Source organism: Enterobacter sp. Tr-810, assembly GCF_011752765.1.
GTDB lineage: Bacteria > Pseudomonadota > Gammaproteobacteria > Enterobacterales > Enterobacteriaceae > Enterobacter > Enterobacter soli.
The window spans coordinates 169,510-186,362 of the sequence record NZ_VWWW01000004.1; the positions used below are offsets into that span (position 1 = coordinate 169,510).

Below are 16,853 nucleotides of genomic sequence, written 5' to 3' on the forward strand. Positions count from 1 at the left end.
ATAAAGAGATGTTGGCTTGTCCAGCACGTAGTTTGTTAATGATGTAGCCGTGATAAAGAGGTCCGTTAATGCCAGGCAGCACCTTGTTCAAAGCGTTTGTTTTGTTTGTCGCCCTTTGGGCACCCATCACTCAGGCAGATTCCGGTTGGCAACCCGTTCAGGAAACTATCCGTAAGAGCGAAAAAGATACCCGTCAGTATCAGGCTATTCGTCTTGATAACGGGATGACTGTGCTGCTGGTTTCCGATCCACAGGCGGTGAAATCTCTTTCTGCGCTGGTTGTGCCGGTGGGATCACTTGAAGATCCTGAAGCCCATCCGGGTCTTGCGCACTACCTTGAGCACATGACGCTGATGGGGTCTAAAAAATACCCGCAGCCGGATAGCCTGTCTGAATTCCTGAAAATGCATGGCGGTAGCCACAATGCCAGTACTGCACCTTACCGTACCGCTTTTTATCTCGAAGTTGAAAACGATGCGCTGGAAGGGGCGGTCGATCGCCTTGCGGATTCTATCGCGGCACCGCTGCTGGACAAAAAATATGCCGACCGCGAACGCAATGCCGTCAATGCGGAGCTGACTCTGGCTCGTACGCGAGACGGGATGAGAATGGCGCAGGTTAGCGCCGAAACGATCAACCCGGCACACCCGGGTTCGCGCTTCTCGGGCGGTAACCTGGAGACCCTGAGCGACAAACCCAACAGCCCGGTGCTCGATGCCCTGCATGAGTTTCGTGATAAATACTACTCAGCCAACCTGATGAAAGCGGTTATCTACAGCAATAAACCGTTGCCAGAGCTGGCAGGTATCGCCGCGCAAACTTTTGGCCGGGTGCCGAATAAGAACATTGAGTTACCGCAGATTAACGTGCCGGTAGTCACGGACGCGCAGAAAGGTATTGTGATCCATTACGTACCCGCCCTTCCTCGCAAAGTGTTACGCGTTGAATTCCGTATCGATAACAATACGGCGCAGTTCCGCAGCAAAACGGATGAACTTGTCACCTACCTTATTGGCAACCGTAGCCCGGGAACACTTTCCGACTGGTTGCAAAAACAGGGGCTGGTGGAAGGTATCCGCGCGGATTCCGATCCCGTAGTGAACGGTAACAGCGGTGTCCTGGCCATTTCTGCAACCCTCACGGATAAAGGTCTTGCCAACCGTGATGAGGTGGTAGCCGCCATTTTCAGCTACCTCTCCCTGTTACGTGATAAAGGCATCGATAAAAGCTATTTCGATGAACTGGCACACGTGCTGGATCTCGATTTCCGCTACCCGTCTATCACGCGTGATATGGATTACGTGGAATGGCTCGCCGACACCATGATCCGCGTGCCGGTGGAGCACACGCTGGATGCGGTCAATATTGCCGACCAGTACGATGCCGCGGCAGTAAAAGCCCGTCTGGCAATGATGACCCCGCAAAATGCACGTATCTGGTATATCAGCCCGAACGAGCCGCACAATAAAACGGCTTACTTCGTTGAAGCCCCTTATCAGGTGGATAAAATCAGCGAACAGACTTTCTCTGACTGGCAGAAAAAAGCCGGAGAAATCGCGCTTAAATTACCGGAGCTGAACCCCTACATACCGGATGATTTCTCGCTGATTAAAACCACAAAAGCGTACCCGCACCCAGAGCTTATCGTTGATGAACCAACGCTGCGTGTGGTCTACGCCCCAAGCCGTTATTTTGCGAGCGAGCCAAAAGCGGATGTCAGCGTGGTGCTGCGTAACCCAAAAGCGATGGACAGCGCAAAAAATCAGGTGCTGTTTGCGCTTAACGATTATCTGGCAGGTATCGCGCTGGATCAGCTCAGCAACCAGGCTGCGGTTGGGGGGATTAGCTTCTCCACCAATGCCAATAACGGGCTGATGGTTAATGCCAACGGTTATACCCAGCGTTTACCTCAGCTGTTCCAGGCCTTGCTTGAAGGGTATTTCAGCTACACGCCAACGGAAGAGCAGCTTGAGCAGGCGAAGTCCTGGTATGCACAGATGATGGACTCTGCGGAGAAAGGTAAAGCCTACGACCAGGCGATTATGCCGGCGCAGATGCTGTCGCAGATCCCGTATTTCCAACGTGAAGACCGCCGTGCGCTGCTGCCGTCTGTTTCGCTGAAAGATGTGCTGGACTACCGTGATTCTCTGAAAACGAACACCCGCCCTGAATTCCTGATTGTCGGGAATATGAGTGAAGAACAGGCCAAAACGCTGGCGCAAAATGTACGTACTCAGTTGGGTTCGAAAGGTGAAGTCTGGTGTCGTAACCAGGATGTGCTGGTTGAGAAAAAACAGAATGTGATTTTTGAAAAGCCGGGCACCAGCACCGATTCCGCTCTGGCTGCGGTATTTGTCCCAACCGGGTATGACGAATTCGCCAGTTCGGCGCAAAGTGCGGTGCTGGGCCAGATTATTCAACCCTGGTTCTATAATCAGCTGCGCACTGAAGAGCAGCTTGGTTACGCGGTCTTTGCGTTCTCAATGAACGTGGGGCGTCAGTGGGGGTTAGGTTTCTTGCTGCAAAGCAGTGATAAACAGCCAGCCTATCTCTGGAAGCGCTATCAGGCCTTCTTCCCGCAGGCAGAAGAAAAACTGCGTGCAATGAAGCCGGAAGAATTTGCCCAAATCCAGCAGGCGGTAATCGCCCAGGTGATGCAGCCGCCGCAAACGCTGGGCGAAGAAGCCTCGCAACTGAGCAAAGATTTCGATCGCGGTAATCTCAGTTTCGATTCGCGTGATAAAGTAGTGGCAGAGATAAAACAGCTGACACCTCAAAAGGTTGCCGATTTCTTCCATCAGGCGGTAGTGAAACCGCAGGGAATGGCCATCTTGTCTCAGGTTTCCGGCAGCCAGAACGGGAAAACGGAATACGTGAATCCGAAAGGCTGGAAAGTCTGGAAGAGCGTCAGCGCATTGCAGCAATCTATGCCCTGGAGTAAGAAAGAATGACCGATACCGCTGAGTCCCTTGATCCCTTACGTTTACCTCTACAGGGCGAACGATTGATTGAAGCCTCAGCGGGAACGGGAAAAACCTTCACCATTGCCGCGCTTTATCTGCGCCTGCTGCTCGGGCTTGGAGGAAACGCGGCTTTTTCACGCCCGCTGAGTGTGGAAGAGCTGCTGGTGGTGACCTTTACCGAAGCCGCCACCGCTGAGCTGCGCGGGCGTATTCGTTCCAACATCCACGAACTGCGCATTGCCTGTTTGCGCCAGAGTACGGATAACCCGCTGTACGCGCGTCTTCTGGACGAGATTGTCGATAAGCAGCAAGCAGCCCAGTGGCTGCTGTTAGCAGAGCGACAAATGGATGAAGCCGCCGTCTTCACCATTCACAGTTTCTGCCAGCGAATGCTGAGCCTGAATGCGTTTGAATCCGGCATGTTGTTTGAACAACAGCTTATCGAAGACGAATCTGAACTGCGCTATCAGGCCTGCGCGGATTTCTGGCGTCGTCATTGCTATCCATTGCCCCGCGATATTGCCGAAGCGGTTCATGCGTTATGGAAAGGGCCGGAAGAGCTTCTGCGCTCTATCGACCGTTATTTGCAGGGCGAAGCGCCGGTGATTAAATCGCCCCCTCCGGCAGATGAAACGCTGGCATCCCGTCATGAAAAAATCGTGTCGCAAATTGCTGCCCTGAAGCAGAAATGGAACGAGTCGGTCGGGGACATTGAGGCCATCGTCGAAAATTCAGGTATCGACAGACGCAAGTTCAATCGCGGTAACCAGGCAAAGTGGATTGAAAAAATCAGCATCTGGGCGCAGGAAGAATCCCGGAGCTATCAGCTTCCGGACGCGCTGGAAAAATTTTCGCAGCGGTTCCTGATTGAACGAACGAAGGCTGACGGTATCGTCCCTGAGCATCCTCTTTTTGTTGCCATTGAGGCTTTGCTGGCTGAGCCATTAACCCTTAATGACCTGATGATCACCCGTGCAATGGCTGAGATCCGCGAAACCGTGGCTCGTGAAAAGCAGCGTCGCGGTGAGCTCGGGTTTGACGATATGCTGAGCCGGCTCGATGCCGCGCTGCGCAGTGAAAACGGTGAAGCCCTGGCCGCCGCCATTCGTGCCCGTTTCCCGGTGGCGATGATCGACGAATTTCAGGACACCGATCCGCAACAATACCGTATCTTCCGCCGTATCTGGCGGCAGCAACCGGACACGGCGCTGCTGCTGATTGGCGATCCGAAACAGGCTATTTATGCTTTCCGTGGCGCGGATATTTTTACCTACATGAAAGCCCGTAGTGAGGTAGAGGCGCACTATACGCTGGACACCAACTGGCGTTCATCACCCGGCATGGTCGAGAGCGTAAATGCGCTGTTTGAGCGCATGGATGCCGCATTCATGTTCCGGGAAATCCCGTTTTTACCGGTCAAATCCGCACCTAAAAATGCCGCCCTGCGTTTTGAGTTCAATGGTGAACTTCAGCCAGCAATGAGCTTCTGGTTGCTGGAGGGGGAAGGCTTTGGGATAAGCGACTACCAGAACGCCATGGCCCAGCACTGTGCGGCTCAAATTCGCGACTGGCTCAGTGCTGGCGTGCGGGGTGAGGCGCTGCTGTGGAAAGGTGAAACCGCCTCACCGGTGAAGGCATCCGACATCACGGTGCTGGTGCGTAGCCGCCAGGAAGCAGCGCTTATCCGCGACGCGCTGACCATCCTGAATATCCCCTCGGTCTACCTGTCGAATCGCGATAGCGTGTTCGAAACCCTTGAGGCTCAGGAGTTGCTCTGGCTGTTGCAGGCGGTGCTGTCACCGGAGCGGGAAAGTACGCTTCGCAGTGCGCTGGCAAGCTCAATGCTGGGGTTGAATGCCCGGGATATCGATGCGCTTAACAACGATGAAATCGCCTGGGATGCGGTGGTTGAAGAGTTTGTTCGCTATCGTGAGCGCTGGCAAAAACGTGGCGTTATGGCGATGCTGCGAGAGCTGATGACCCAGCGTCATATTGCCGAGAATATGCTGGCGACGCCGGGCGGAGAACGCCGTCTGACGGATATCCTGCATATCAGCGAGCTCTTGCAGGAGGCTGGCACACAGCTTGAGAGCGAACACGCTCTGGTGCGCTGGCTGGGGCAGCAAATAGCCGATCCCAACAGTAACTCGTCAAGCCAGCAAATGCGCCTCGAGAGCGATAAACATCTGGTGCAGATCGTGACTATCCACAAATCGAAAGGTCTGGAATATCCGCTGGTCTGGCTGCCTTTTATTGCCAATTACCGGGCACAGGATCAGGCGTTTTACCACGATCGGGATTCTTTTGAAGCCGTACTCGACCTCAGCAAGGCTGATGCAAGCGTTGAGCTGGCGGAAGCCGAACGTCTGGCAGAAGATTTACGACTGCTCTATGTTGCCCTGACCCGCTCGGTCTGGCATTGCAGCCTGGGTATTGCACCGCTGTTCCGTCGACGTGGTGAGAAAGCGGGAGAGTCCGATTTCCATCTCAGCGCGGTGGGGCGGCTTATCCAGCAGGGCGAGCCAAAAGATGCTGCGGGGTTACGCCAGTGCCTTGAATCCATTTGTGGCGAGAATATCGCGCTGCGTGTTCCAGGCCTGCCCGATAACAATCGTTGGGAAATGCCGGAACAACGTGAACCCGACCTGGATGCCCGAAAAATAACGAGAACCGTTGCGGATAACTGGCGCGTAACGAGCTACTCCGGTTTGCAGCAACATGGCCAGAGCATCGCGCAAGATTTGATGCCGAAGCTGGATGTGGATGCCGCAGGGGTGGGTGACGTTCAGGCTGAGCCGGTGCTTACGCCGCACCAGTTCCCGCGCGGTGCATCACCGGGAACGTTTTTACACAGTCTGTTTGAAGAGCTTGATTTTACGCAACCTGTTTCCCCGGAATGGGTGCAGGAAATGTTGCAGAAGGGCGGTTACGATGCCGCCTGGCAACCGGTGCTGACAACCTGGGTGAGCGCAATCTTACAAGCGCCGCTGACGGAAAACGGCATCTCCCTGAACCAGCTCACCGCCAAAGACAAACAGGTGGAGATGGAGTTTTATCTCCCTATCACCAGCCCGCTTAACGCGAACGAGCTTGATGCGATTATTCGCGCGCATGATCCGTTGTCTGCGGGCTGTCCGCCGCTGGATTTCCGCCAGGTACAGGGAATGCTGAAAGGCTTTATCGACCTTATTTTCCGCCATGAAGGGCGCTATTACCTGCTGGATTACAAATCGAACTGGCTGGGTGAGAACAGTGAAGCTTATACGCAGCAGGCGATGGCCGCTGCAATGCAGTCTCATCGCTACGATTTGCAGTATCAACTTTATACCCTTGCGTTACACCGCTATCTGCGTCATCGCATTGCTGATTACCGCTACGAAGAACATTTTGGCGGCGTTATCTACCTGTTCCTGCGCGGGGTTGATGCCGCCGATCCGCAGTCGGGTGTCTATCGTACCCGCCCGGATGTGGTCTTGATTGAAAAAATGGATAGCCTGTTTGCAGCAATCACGGAGGACGTGGCATGACAATGCAGGAATTATTGCTCGGGGCCACAGAACAGCGCCTGCTGCGTCAACTCGATGTGCAATTCGCCATCATGGTGGCAGGCGAACAGCCGGCTGTGATGCTTGCAGCGGCCATCCTGAGCCGGGATGCTGGCGAGGGCCATGTGTGTCTGCCGCTTTCACGACTGGTCTGTGATGACAAAACCCCGCCCGCGTTGCAATCCTGTTTTGCTCTGCTGGGCGACGGCGTGGACTGGCAACGCGTTTTGCTCAGTTCATCCGCCGTCAGTGACGGTTCGACACCTGCTCCGCTGATCCTCACCGGAGGGCGTTTGTACCTGAATCGCCTGTGGCGCTATGAGCTGACCGTCGCCCGGTATTTTAGCGAGGCCAACGCGCCTCTCCCCTGCGATGAGGTAGTGCTTCGTCAAACGCTGGATGGCTTGTTTACCTCTCAGGAGCCGATTGACTGGCAAAAAGTCGCGGCTGCCGTGGCGCTGACGCGTCGGATTTCGGTGATTTCTGGTGGGCCAGGTACGGGCAAAACCACCACGGTGGCAAAATTACTTGCAGCGCTTATTCAGCTTTCTGGTGAACAAAAATGCCGTATTCGTCTGGCGGCACCTACCGGAAAAGCGGCGGCGCGTCTGACGGAATCATTAGGCGGCGCTCTGCAAAAACTGCCGCTCACGCAAGAACAGTTAGCGCTGTTCCCCAATGAGGCCAGCACGCTGCACCGCTTGCTCGGCGCACAGCCGGGTAGCCAGCGTCTGCGTTACCATGCGGGTAACCCGCTGCATCTTGATGTACTGGTGGTGGACGAAGCCTCCATGATTGACCTCACTATGATGTCGCGCCTGATTGAGGCATTGCCTGCCCATGCACGCGTTATTTTTCTGGGCGATCGTGACCAGCTTGCCTCCGTGGAGGCCGGCGCGGTGCTGGGGGATATTTGCACCTATGCAAGCCTGGGCTACACAACGGCACGTGCGCAGGAGCTGGCACGCCTGACCGGATGCGCGCTGGATGGCAACGACAACCCGCTCGCAGGCGCATTACGCGACAGCCTCTGTCTGCTGCAAAAAAGCTACCGCTTTGGTAGCCATTCAGGCATTGGCCAGCTTGCGGCGGCGGTAAACCATGGCGATCGCAACGCAACACGCGCGGTCTTTAGCGGCGAGTTTGACGATATCGAAAAGAAATCGCTGCAAAATAGCGAAGAGTACCAGGCCATGCTTGATGAGGCTTTGCAGGGGTATCAGTTTTTCCTTGCCAGCGTGCAGCAGCAACGCCCTCCAGAGCAGGTGATCGCCGCCTTTGGTGAGTATCAGCTTCTGTGTGCCCTGAGGGAAGGGCCGTTTGGCGTGGCAGGTCTGAACGAGAGGCTGGAGCAGGTGCTGGCGCAGAAGCGCAAAATTACCCGTTTACCGCATTCGCGCTGGTATGAAGGGCGTCCGGTAATGATCTCCCGTAACGATAGCGCGCTGGGGCTGTTTAACGGTGACATTGGTATTGCGCTTGACCGGGGGCAGGGGCTGCGTGTGTGGTTCCTGATGCCCGATGGCAGCGTGAAATCGGTGCAGCCAAGTCGTTTACCCGAACATGAAACGGCCTGGGCAATGACGGTGCATAAATCGCAAGGCTCTGAGTTCAACCACGCAGCGCTGATCCTGCCTTCGCAGCTTTCACCAGTGGTGACCCGTGAACTGATTTATACCGCGATCACCCGTGCGCGTAAGCGCCTGTCGCTGTATACCGATGAACGTGTACTGGTGCAGGCAATTGCCACCCGTACGGAGCGTCGTAGCGGGTTAAGCGCGATATTTGAGGCAAGCTGAAGGCTGGCCCTCACTTTTGGGTGAGGGCAGCATGTTCTATCCCAGATCGGCCATCAGCACTTTTGAACGGCGCTGATAGTTGTACATCTCTTTCTTACTTTCCGGTAGGGAATCAATATCCACAGGCGTAAAACCACGCTCCTGGAACCAGTGGATGCTGCGGGTGGTGAGGACAAACAATTTGCTCAGGCCAATCTGGCGTGCCTGTACCGCAATGCGCTCCAGCAGCATTTCGCCGCGTGATGAGCTGCGGTAGTCAGGATGCACAGCAACACAGGCCATTTCACCGATCTTCTCTTCCGGGAAGGGATAGAGTGCGGCGCAGGCGATGGTCAGGTTGTCGCGCTGAATAATAGTAAATTTGTCGATCTCCATTTCCAGCTGTTCGCGAGAGCGACGCACCAGAATACCTTGCTGCTCCAGCGGGCGGATCAGCTCCAGAATGCCGCCAATATCGTTGATCGTGGCGCGACGAATTTGCTCGGCGCTCTCCATCACAATCTGTGTCCCGATACCGTCGCGGGAGAACAACTCCTGCAACAGGGCTCCGTCTTCCTGGTAGCTGATGAGATGGCTACGACGCACGCCGCTGCGGCAGGCTTTTACAGCCCCACGCAGAAAACGCACTGTACCGGAATGGTAATCACCTTTCGCTTCCAGCTCTTCGACCCGGGCCTGCGCTTCGTTCGGGAATAACTCCGGCACAATCACGCCTTCATCGTTAACCACTCCCTGTGAGGAGCAAAAGCCAATCATTTTTTCCGCTTTCAGTTTGATAGCCAACTGAGTGGCAATTTCTTCTGACGTAAGGTTAAAACTTTCACCGGTCACGGAAACTGCCACGGGCCCCATCAGCACGATAGCGCCGCTGTCCAGCTGACGGTGAATCGCCTCTTCATCGATACGACGAATACGACCGCTGTGGCAATAATCCACGCCATCGTCCACGCCGAGCGGCTGCGCGATGATAAAATTGCCGCTGACAACGTTAATATGTGCGCCCTGCAATGGCGTGTTGTTGAGGCTCATGGATAAACGCGCAGTGATATCCAGCTGCAACAGCCCGGCGGCCTGTTTGACCAGCTCGAGGGTTTTCGCATCCGTTACGCGGGTGTGTTTATGGTAAATTGGCTCATGATGATGCGCGGCCAGATTGGCGTCGATTTGCGGACGCGCGCCATAGACCACAACCAGACGAATGCCGAGGCTGTGCAGTAAGCCAATGTCATTGACAATACTGGAAAAGTTTTCATGCTCGATGGCTTCACCGCCCAGCATGATGACAAACGTTTTTCCCCGATGGGCATTGATATAGGGAACAGAATGGCGGAATCCCTGGACCAGTTCGGTTCTACGTTCCTTCACCATGACACAACCCTTAATGAATGTTTATTCGTAATTTCTGTATTTTTATTCGATTGTGACCGCGCGCGCAAGCCTAAATTTTACGCGAAGCATAGAAATTTATAAGTAATGCGTGCGTTAACGTATGATTGTTTACCCTTTTATAGATGACAGTTTATGCGTCATTCGTTAAAGTTTTCGGTCAATTTGGGCGTTTATTTATCAATTTGATTTCTTGCTCGGGAGAAGCATGTCGGGATCCAAATCAACAATAAGCCGCCGCCGCTTGTTACAAGGGGCTGGGGCGATGTGGTTGCTTAGCGTCAGTCAGGTCGCGTTTGCTGCTGTCAGTCAGGTGGTGGCGGTACGTGTCTGGCCGTCGTCAACCTATACACGTGTGACAGTCGAATCTAATCAGGTGCTGAAGTATAAGCAGTTTGCGTTAAGCAACCCTGAACGTGTCGTGGTGGATCTCGAAGGCGTTAACCTGAACTCCGTACTGAAAGGGATGAGCGCGCAGATCCGCGGTGACGATCCCTTTATTAAATCTGCGCGAGTGGGGCAGTTTGATCCGCAGACCGTGCGTATGGTGTTTGAGCTTAAGCAGAACGTTAAACCGCAGCTCTTTGCTCTGGCACCGGTTGCGGCATTTAAAGAGCGCCTGGTGATGGATCTCTATCCGTCAAATGCCACGGATATCCAGGATCCGCTGCTGGCACTGCTTGAAGATTACAACAAAGGCGATCTCCAGCGTCAGGTTCCGCCTGCGCAAAGCGGGCCGCAACCGGGTAAAGCCGGGCGCGATCGTCCGATTGTGATCATGCTTGATCCGGGGCACGGTGGAGAGGACTCCGGTGCGGTCGGGAAGTATCGCACCCGTGAAAAAGATGTGGTGCTGCAAATTGCGCGTCGTCTGAAGGCCCTGATCGACAAAGAGGGCAACATGCGCGCGTACATGACGCGTAATGAAGATATCTTTATTCCGCTGAAGGTGCGTGTAGCCAAAGCGCAAAAACAGCGTGCGGATCTGTTTGTGTCTATCCACGCCGATGCCTTTACCAGCCGTCAGCCCAGCGGTTCCTCTGTATTTGCGCTGTCGACCAAAGGGGCAACCAGTACCGCAGCGCGATACCTGGCCGACACACAGAACGCCTCTGACCTGATTGGTGGCGTGAGCAAAAGCGGCGATCGCTATGTCGATCACACCATGTTCGACATGGTGCAATCCCTGACCATTACCGACAGCCTGAAATTCGGTAAAGCGGTACTCGGCAAGCTTGGCAACGTCAACAAACTGCATAAAAACAGCGTGGAGCAGGCAGGGTTCGCGGTGCTGAAGGCACCAGAAATACCGTCTATTCTGGTTGAAACGGCGTTTATCAGTAACGTTGAAGAGGAGCGTAAGCTCAAAACAGCGAAGTTCCAGCAGGAAGTGGCGGAATCGATATTGTCGGGAATTAAAGCCTATTTCTCTGACAGCGCAACACTCGCCAGAAGAGGGTAGTGACTGTTGCCGGGGCATTACCCGGCAAATTCACTTATCGCAGATACAAAAAAACACCCATAAGGGTGTTTATTGTTTTAGAAGTGTTGGTTGCGGGGGCCGGATTTGAACCGACGACCTTCGGGTTATGAGCCCGACGAGCTACCAGGCTGCTCCACCCCGCGTCCGTCTTCTGCTTTTGCAGAACTTACTTCTTCAAATTTGATTGGTTGCGGGGGCCGGATTTGAACCGACGACCTTCGGGTTATGAGCCCGACGAGCTACCAGGCTGCTCCACCCCGCGTCCGTCTTTTTGCTTCGTATTTCAAATCACATCTGCGTCGCCGCCTTGCTGTGATTCGAACTACTTAACAAAAATCTCTTCTATCGTAGAAGATACTTCATCAAATTTTAATTGGTTGCGGGGGCCGGATTTGAACCGACGACCTTCGGGTTATGAGCCCGACGAGCTACCAGGCTGCTCCACCCCGCGTCCGTGGATGCGCACTATACGCGGATAGCTTTGTGATGCAACCCCTTTTTACACAATTGATGAAATTTGTATGTAAATTGAACGACATCGCATCCTGTGGACTATTTTTTGCGCAAAATTTGCCAAAGGGTGTGCGATTGCATTTCTTTAGAACGGGCGGTTTGTTATCTTCATCACGCGGAAACGAGCAACTTAAAGACGAGACATAATGAAAGGACGTTGGGCGAAGTATCTGATGACTGGGGCGATGGTAGCCATTCTTGCTGCGTGCTCCTCTAAACCGACCGATCGCGGTCAACAGTATAAAGACGGGAAATTGTCCCAGCCTTTCTCTTTAGTTAACCAACCCGATGCCGTTGGCGCACCGATTAACGCCGGGGATTTCTCCGAGCAGGTCTATCAGATCCGCAGTGCGTCGCCGCGCCTGTATGGCTCACAGAATAACGTTTACAGCGCAGTACAGGACTGGCTGCGCTCGGGCGGTGATACGCGCAATATGCGCCAGTTTGGTATTGATGCCTGGCAGATGGAAGGTGCAGACAACTACGGCAACGTCCAGTTTACCGGCTACTACACGCCAGTCATCCAGGCGCGACACACCCGTCAGGGTGAATTCCAGTACCCAATTTACCGGATGCCGCCAAAACGCGGGCGTTTACCATCCCGCGCAGAGATCTACTCGGGTGGCTTAAGTGACAGCTATGTGCTGGCCTACAGTAACTCCCTGATGGACAACTTCATCATGGACGTGCAGGGCAGCGGTTATATCGATTTTGGTGATGGTTCTCCGCTTAACTTCTTCAGCTACTCCGGCAAAAACGGACATGCCTACCGCAGTATCGGCAAAGTGCTGATCGATCGTGGTGAAGTGAAGAAAGAAGATATGTCGATGCAGGCGATCCGCGAGTGGGGCGAAAAACACAGCGAATCCGAAGTGCGCGAACTGCTGGAGCAAAACCCATCCTTCGTCTTCTTCAAACCACAAAACTATGCGCCGGTGAAAGGGGCAAGTGCGGTACCGTTGATTGGCCGCGCCTCTGTGGCATCAGATCGTTCTATTATTCCGGCGGGTACCACTCTGTTGGCTGAAGTGCCTCTGCTGGATAACAACGGGAAATTCAGCGGCCAGTATGAATTACGCCTGATGGTTGCCCTGGATGTCGGTGGCGCGATCAAAGGCCAGCATTTCGATATTTATCAGGGTATTGGCCCGGATGCTGGTCACCGTGCTGGCTGGTATAACCACTATGGACGCGTCTGGGTGCTGAAAGCGGCAGCACCGGGCGGCAACGTATTCAGCGGCTGATTATGGTATTCTGAGCGGAATACGGATTACTGTTCAGGGTGAGGGATGACCTCACCCTTTTTACATCTGAGGTGTTATGTCTGTGGTAATCAGCGATGCGTGGCGCCAGCGTTTTGGCGGTACGGCACGTTTATATGGCGAAAAAGCCCTGCAACTGTTTGCAGAGGCGCACGTGTGCGTGGTGGGGATCGGTGGTGTCGGCTCCTGGGCGGCAGAAGCGCTGGCCAGAACCGGTATTGGTGCCATCACATTGATTGATATGGATGATGTCTGCGTCACCAACACCAACAGACAAATCCACGCGCTGCGGGATAACGTCGGTCTTGCCAAATCTGAGGTGATGGCCGAGCGCATTCGACTGATCAACCCTGAGTGTCAGGTCACGGTGATTGATGATTTCGTGACGGCAGATAACGTTGCCGAGTACATGAGCAAAGGCTATAGCTACGTGATTGATGCCATCGACAGCGTACGTCCAAAGGCGGCGTTGATTGCTTACTGCCGTCGCTACAAGGTTCCGCTGGTGACCACCGGTGGCGCGGGTGGGCAAATCGACCCAACGCAGATCCAGGTGGCCGATCTGGCGAAAACGATTCAGGATCCTCTTGCGGCCAAACTGCGCGAAAGATTAAAAAGCGACTTTAACGTGGTGAAAAACAGCAAAGGTAAGCTGGGCGTGGATTGTGTGTTTTCGACAGAAGCGCTGGTTTACCCGCAGGCTGACGGATCTGTTTGTGCCATGAAAAGCACAGCGGAAGGGCCAAAAAGGATGGATTGCGCCTCCGGTTTTGGTGCGGCCACCATGGTGACCGCGTCCTTCGGCTTTATTGCGGTATCACACGCGCTGAAGAAAATGATGGCGAAGGCGGAACGTCAGGCCTGAGCCTGTCGCGCCGCGTCCAGCACCGCTTCGCTGAGCGCGGTCAACCCCTGACTGCGCGAAGCGCTAAGCTGCGCACGCAGGCCCAGCTCATCAAACAGCGTTAAGGGAGAGTGCGCCAGCAGCTGCGCGGCGCTTTTACCTTCAACTGCGGTCAACAGTACTGCCAGCAGGCCACGAACAATGCGGCCTTCGCTGTCACCAAAGAAATGCAGCGTTTCGTCTGAGACGCTAAACCCCAGCCAGACTCGATTTTCACACCCGGCAATCTCTTTTGCCTGTGCCCGAAGCGCATCTGAAAGCGCAGGTAACTGCTTGCCCAGCATAATCAGCTGACGGTATTTATCTTCCCACTGGGTGAGCGGGGCGAAGGTTTGTTTCAGCGTCTCTTCTGTGATGATGGTGCCAAACGGGTGTCCGGCTAAAGCGGAGCTAGTCATTAATCCACCAGTAATTCAAGGGCGCGGTCGACGGCTGCAACCAGCGCGTCGACATCGCTTTTTGTATTGTACGGAGCAAAAGAGGCACGCAGCGTACCACTAACGCCCAGAGCGGCCAGTAACGGTTGTGCGCAATGCTGCCCTGCGCGTAAGGCAATGCCATATTCGGCAAGCAGTGTCACCATATCGCTGTGATGAACACCCTCAAAATCAAAGGCTAACAGGCTTGAGTCCTGAACGCGAAACGACCGGAATCCCGGGCGCTTTTTGAGTTCTTCTTCCGCGAGGGTAGCCAGCCCACGGCTCCAGCTTTCAGCCTGGACGATGTCCGTTTCGCCAAGCCACTCCAGCGCTGCGCTCAGCCCAATGACTCCCGCCACATTGGGGGTGCCAGCTTCCAGACGGTAAGGGATATCCTGAGTTTTAAAACCATCGAACGTGACTTCAGTAATCATCTTGCCGCCACCAAGCCACGGCGTCATCTGCGCCAGCAGTTCAGGTTTGCCATACAGGGCACCAATGCCGGTCGGCCCGTAGAGTTTGTGCCCTGAGAACGCGTAGAAGTCGATATCGAGTTTTCGCACATCTGCCGGAAAGTGCACCACACCCTGCGCGCCATCCACCATTACCACCATGCCGCTGGCATGGGCGGTTGATATGGCACGGGCTAAATCCGGGCAGCCACCGGTGACATTAGACATCTGCCCCAGCGCCAGGATCCGACTGCGGGAGGTGATAAGTTCAGGTAAACGTGCCACATCGGGCAGGTTATCGGCCCCCAACGGCAGCTTGATGATCCGTGCCCCGGTTTGCCCGGCAACCATTAACCAGGGAACCAGGTTGGCGTGGTGTTCGGCTTCACTGACGATAATCTCGTCGCCGGGTTGCAGAAGTGGCCTGGCGTAACACTGTGCAACCATGTTGATGGCTTCAGTGGTTCCGCGCGTCCAGACGATACTTTTACCGCTTTCGGCATTCAGCAGGCGCGCCACCTGATCGCGGGCGGCTTCATAGCGCGCGGTTAAGCGTTGCGCTTCGGCAAACTGACTGCGGTGGACATTACCAGCACTCAGGCTATAGAACTGCTCTGTTGCCTCGATAACCGCCAGCGGTTTGAGCGCGGTTGCAGCACTGTCAAGGTAGACACCGGCATCGGCCAGCGCCGGAAACTGTTCGCGAAAATGTGCGGGACTGAAAGCGTTCATGGAATTCCTCATTTCTGTCCTTAGATCGTCGCGCAATTTTGGCGGCAGGGCAAGGTCGTTAGAGGAAACGCAGGGGTTGAGAAAGCAGGGAGGTAAAAAATGGACAAAAAAAAGCACCGCAAATCGGCGGTGCTACATTAATCACTATGGACAGACAGGGTAAATGTACAGGAAGTGAAAAATTGGTAGCGTTGCTACCGTGGTCTGAATCGCAGACCAATTGCAAACACAACAACACAACATCACAACCGTAAGCCAAAAGCCTTTTAGAACACGCATTCCAAAAAAAGCTTTTCGTTCCGGCTCAGGAAGTGCCGCCACTATAGGTATTTGCTGGTAGTTCCTCAACGGACAAATTATAATGTCTCAGATAAAAAAAACTAATAGGTTAAACGTTGTTTCCTATATGTTAAATCTCGTTAACATCTAAGCCAGATAACCATGTCGAAGCGATTGCCACCCCTAAATGCATTACGTGTTTTTGATGCAGCAGCACGTCACCTGAGTTTCACCCGCGCAGCAGATGAGCTTTTTGTGACACAGGCCGCAGTAAGTCACCAAATCAAGTCTCTGGAGGATTTCCTGGGGCTTAAGCTGTTTCGTCGACGCAACCGTTCGTTGCTTCTGACGGAAGAGGGGCAGAGCTATTTTCAGGATATTAAAGAGATTTTCTCCCAGCTCACCGAAGCCACTCGCAAGCTACAGGCACGCAGCGCAAAAGGCGCGCTAACCGTAAGCTTATTGCCCAGTTTTGCGATTCAATGGCTGGTGCCCAGACTCTCAAGCTTTAACTCAGCTTATCCGGGAATTGATGTCCGAATCCAGGCTGTCGACCGTCAGGAGGATAAACTGGCGGATGATGTCGATGTGGCGATTTTTTATGGTCGTGGTAACTGGCCGGGTTTACGTGTCGAGAAATTATACGCAGAATATCTGCTTCCGGTCTGTTCCCCAATTTTACTTACCGGCGATAAGGCATTGAAAACGCCAGCAGATTTGGCGCAACACACCCTTTTACACGATGCTTCTCGTCGGGACTGGCAAACTTATACCCGCCAGTTAGGTCTTAATCATATAAACGTGCAGCAAGGCCCCATTTTTAGCCACAGTGCGATGGTGTTACAGGCTGCGATTCACGGGCAGGGCGTGGCGTTGGCAAACAACGTCATGTCTCAGTCCGAAATTGAGGCAGGCCGTCTGGTCTGCCCTTTTAATGATGTTCTGGTCAGCAAGAATGCGTTTTATCTGGTTTGCCATGACAGCCAGGCAGAACTGGGTAAAATAGCCGCCTTCCGGCAGTGGATCCTGGCGAAAGCGGCGAGCGAGCAAGAAAAATTCCGCTTCAGATATGAACAATAACTTTTTGTGTGCAGGGCACGCATAACTTTAGGACCA

At 54.1% G+C, this 16,853-nt stretch carries 10 protein-coding genes and 3 tRNA genes; 7 read left to right on the top strand and 6 right to left on the bottom strand.

What is annotated here, in order from left to right:
* Positions 1 to 68: 68 nt before the first annotated feature.
* Genes ptrA through recD form a run of 3 tightly spaced genes read left to right on the top strand, consistent with a single transcriptional unit; the run spans position 69 to position 8,307 of the window.
* The gene (gene ptrA / locus F3J30_RS13625; protein ID WP_166717584.1) at positions 69 to 2,951 is read left to right on the top strand and encodes a pitrilysin; all 2,883 of its coding nucleotides are present in this window, start codon (positions 69 to 71) and stop codon (positions 2,949 to 2,951) included.
* The gene (gene recB / locus F3J30_RS13630; RefSeq protein WP_166717585.1) at positions 2,948 to 6,490 is read left to right on the top strand and encodes an exodeoxyribonuclease V subunit beta; all 3,543 of its coding nucleotides are present in this window, start codon (positions 2,948 to 2,950) and stop codon (positions 6,488 to 6,490) included. Before ptrA ends, recB begins: the two co-directional genes overlap by 4 nt.
* Positions 6,487 to 8,307, top strand: a complete 1,821-nt coding sequence (recD, locus tag F3J30_RS13635) for an exodeoxyribonuclease V subunit alpha (protein WP_166717586.1) — start codon at positions 6,487 to 6,489, stop codon at positions 8,305 to 8,307. Before recB ends, recD begins: the two co-directional genes overlap by 4 nt.
* A 36-nt stretch (positions 8,308 to 8,343) precedes the next feature.
* On the opposite strand, the gene argA is transcribed toward recD, so the two are convergent.
* Positions 8,344 to 9,675, bottom strand: a complete 1,332-nt coding sequence (gene argA, locus F3J30_RS13640; RefSeq protein ID WP_014071588.1) for an amino-acid N-acetyltransferase — start codon at positions 9,673 to 9,675, stop codon at positions 8,344 to 8,346.
* Positions 9,676 to 9,901: 226 nt separating this feature from the next.
* Between argA and amiC the strand changes: the two genes are divergently transcribed.
* Positions 9,902 to 11,155, top strand: a complete 1,254-nt coding sequence (gene amiC, locus F3J30_RS13645) for an N-acetylmuramoyl-L-alanine amidase AmiC (protein ID WP_014071587.1) — start codon at positions 9,902 to 9,904, stop codon at positions 11,153 to 11,155.
* A gap of 87 nt (positions 11,156 to 11,242) precedes the next feature.
* Here the strand turns inward: amiC and F3J30_RS13650 are convergent.
* The 3 genes from F3J30_RS13650 to F3J30_RS13660 all read right to left on the bottom strand — a co-directional run bounded on the left by F3J30_RS13650 (position 11,243) and on the right by F3J30_RS13660 (position 11,627).
* Positions 11,243 to 11,319, bottom strand: a tRNA-Met gene (locus tag F3J30_RS13650).
* Positions 11,320 to 11,361: 42 nt separating this feature from the next.
* A tRNA-Met gene (locus tag F3J30_RS13655) sits at positions 11,362 to 11,438 on the bottom strand.
* Positions 11,439 to 11,550: 112 nt separating this feature from the next.
* Positions 11,551 to 11,627, bottom strand: a tRNA-Met gene (locus F3J30_RS13660).
* Positions 11,628 to 11,835: 208 nt separating this feature from the next.
* Here F3J30_RS13660 and mltA point away from each other — a divergent pair.
* Together mltA and tcdA are read left to right on the top strand one after the other, a co-directional pair.
* A complete protein-coding gene (gene mltA / locus F3J30_RS13665) occupies positions 11,836 to 12,933 on the top strand; it encodes a murein transglycosylase A (protein ID WP_166717587.1) in 1,098 nt (365 codons plus the stop codon).
* Between the two features lie 76 nt (positions 12,934 to 13,009).
* Complete coding sequence (gene tcdA / locus F3J30_RS13670; RefSeq protein ID WP_166717588.1) at positions 13,010 to 13,816, top strand: tRNA cyclic N6-threonylcarbamoyladenosine(37) synthase TcdA; 807 nt, start codon at positions 13,010 to 13,012, stop codon at positions 13,814 to 13,816.
* Here tcdA and csdE read toward each other — a convergent pair.
* Together csdE and csdA are read right to left on the bottom strand one after the other, a co-directional pair.
* The gene (gene csdE, locus F3J30_RS13675; protein ID WP_166717589.1) at positions 13,807 to 14,253 is read right to left on the bottom strand and encodes a cysteine desulfurase sulfur acceptor subunit CsdE; all 447 of its coding nucleotides are present in this window, start codon (positions 14,251 to 14,253) and stop codon (positions 13,807 to 13,809) included. The two genes, tcdA and csdE, sit on opposite strands and share 10 nt — an antisense overlap.
* Entirely contained in the window at positions 14,253 to 15,458 is a 1,206-nt protein-coding gene (csdA, locus tag F3J30_RS13680; protein ID WP_166717590.1) for a cysteine desulfurase CsdA, read from the bottom strand. The genes csdE and csdA overlap by 1 nt, the downstream gene beginning before the upstream one ends.
* Positions 15,459 to 15,899: 441 nt before the next feature.
* On the opposite strand from csdA, the gene gcvA reads away from it, so the two are divergent.
* Positions 15,900 to 16,817, top strand: a complete 918-nt coding sequence (gene gcvA / locus F3J30_RS13685) for a glycine cleavage system transcriptional regulator GcvA (protein ID WP_014071582.1) — start codon at positions 15,900 to 15,902, stop codon at positions 16,815 to 16,817.
* Positions 16,818 to 16,853: the final 36 nt, after the last annotated feature.